Annotated in this window: 1 protein-coding gene; it reads right to left on the bottom strand. The window is 71.6% G+C overall.

Translation table 11 applies throughout. From position 1 onward, the window contains the following. Window positions 1–1,252: phenylacetate--CoA ligase family protein (locus AB0O00_RS39420; protein WP_363659485.1), on the bottom strand; the 1,252-nt coding region annotated here is incomplete at its 3' end. Window positions 1,253–1,409 lie beyond the last annotated feature (157 nt).

Below are 1,409 nucleotides of genomic sequence, written 5' to 3'. Positions count from 1 at the left end.
AGTTCGCGCGCTGGTCGACGAGACGGATCAGTTTGCCCGTGCGCGGGTTGATGTCCAGTCCGTCCGGGCCGACCCACTCGAAGGCGAGCGGGTGGATGTTCCCCTTGCGCACTTCCGCGCCGAACATCGGTCGGGCTTCGTCCAGCACGGCGAGCAACTCCCGCTCGAAGTCGGCCGAGCGGGCCGGGCCGGCCAGCCGCAGGAGCAGTTCGTCCTTGGCCTCGCGGTGCCGGAGCACGACCTGCAGGTCGCCGACCGCACCCTGCCGGTCGGCCCGGGCGGACATGGCGCGCAGGTCCTCCAGGTAGACGGTGACCACGCCGACCCGGGCACCCTCCTCGGAACGGCCGAGCAGCCGGAAGCGGCGTCGCGGGTAGTCGACCCACTCGGCGATGTCGCCGACCGGGTAGCGGATCACCGGCATCAGGCGACGCACCAGGTCGGTGGCGATGACCCGGCCCGGACGGCCCTCCTCGGTGATCGGCTCGCCGCTCTCGGGGTCGAGCAGCTCGATCACCTTGTCGGTGCCGAACACCTCGTGCACCCGGGTGTCCGGCTCGTCCGCCACCGGCCCGGCCAGGATACCCGCGTCCACGCTGGCGTAGCCGATCGAGCGGACCCGCGCGTTCGGGAAGGCGGCGGCCATGAGCGCCAACTGGTCGCCGTAGAAGGCCTCTCCGGCGAACAGCGCCAGCCGGACCTGGGGCAGCGTCCCCACGGTCTCGGCCACCTGACGGGCCAGCCGGCACAGCGAGGTCGGCGGCGCGGAGATCACCGTGGCGCGGAAGTCGCGCAGGGTCTCGATGGTGAAGTCCAGCGGCGCCGCACCGCCGATCGGCAGCTGCACCACCGGGACCGGCGCCTCCTGGAAGGCGTTGAGGGTGAAGACGAAGCTGGAGTACAGCTCCCCGGCGTAGAACAGATTGGCCACCCGGTCGCCCGCGCGCACCCCGGCGGCGGGCAGCCCGTCGCCGAAGCGCCGGGCCATCGCACGCCACTCGTCGCGGGTGTAGACCGAGACGCGCGGTGCGCCGGTGGTGCCGCCGGTCTTGAAAACGATGCCGTCCTGGTGCGGGCCGGTGAGCAGATCGCTGCGCTCGATGCCGTGGGCGCCCCAGTAGGCGGTGTGGTCGATCAGCGGCAGCGCTGACAGGTCGGCGACGTCGCCGGGCAGTGCGGCGTAGAGGTCACGGTAGAAGGGCGAGTGCTCGCGTACATGGGCCAGGAGATCAGCCAGCTGAGGGTCAGTCATGTCATCCAAACCTGCGATGGGATTACCAGTTGATCGTAGTCGCATCGTCGCGGGTCGGGCCGCCGCGCCTCCCACGCGGCAGCCCGGACCGCCGATGGCGGAGGTCCTGGAACCGATCGCCGACGGTGCCAACCCCGCCCGGCACGACGAGCTGCTG

The organism is Kitasatospora sp. NPDC093558 (assembly GCF_040683475.1).
GTDB lineage: Bacteria > Actinomycetota > Actinomycetes > Streptomycetales > Streptomycetaceae > Kitasatospora.
Note: the sequence above shows the minus strand (reverse complement) of the source record. Positions and strands in the feature narration are given on the sequence as shown.